The organism is Rhodovulum sp. BSW8, from assembly GCF_003314725.1.
In the GTDB taxonomy this organism is placed as follows: Bacteria; Pseudomonadota; Alphaproteobacteria; order Rhodobacterales; family Rhodobacteraceae; genus Rhodovulum; species Rhodovulum visakhapatnamense.
On the sequence record NZ_QNVX01000075.1, the window covers coordinates 1 to 237 of the forward strand.

Below are 237 nucleotides of genomic sequence, written 5' to 3' on the forward strand. Positions count from 1 at the left end.
TCACCCACCGTCAGTCCGGGAGCTTGAATCATTCAGCCGTAGCGGTTTCAAGCAGATCAATGGGTCCTGAGCCTAGGGCATGATTCAAGCTGGCATCTGCGATGGAGACCAGCTTGGCACGAGATCTCATGTCGGACGAGGAATGGGCGTTCTTCGAGCGTTTCATACTCGCCGTCCGCGCCCCGAACGGGCGCAAAGCCGCCAATCACCGCCTCGTCCTTGATGGGATTTTCTGGA

The 237-nt window shown here is 57.8% G+C and carries 1 pseudogene; it reads left to right on the forward strand.

Annotated elements, in window-relative coordinates:
* Window positions 1-101: 101 nt before the first annotated feature.
* Window positions 102-237, forward strand: a pseudogene (locus DSD19_RS21150) (IS5/IS1182 family transposase); the annotation flags it as partial.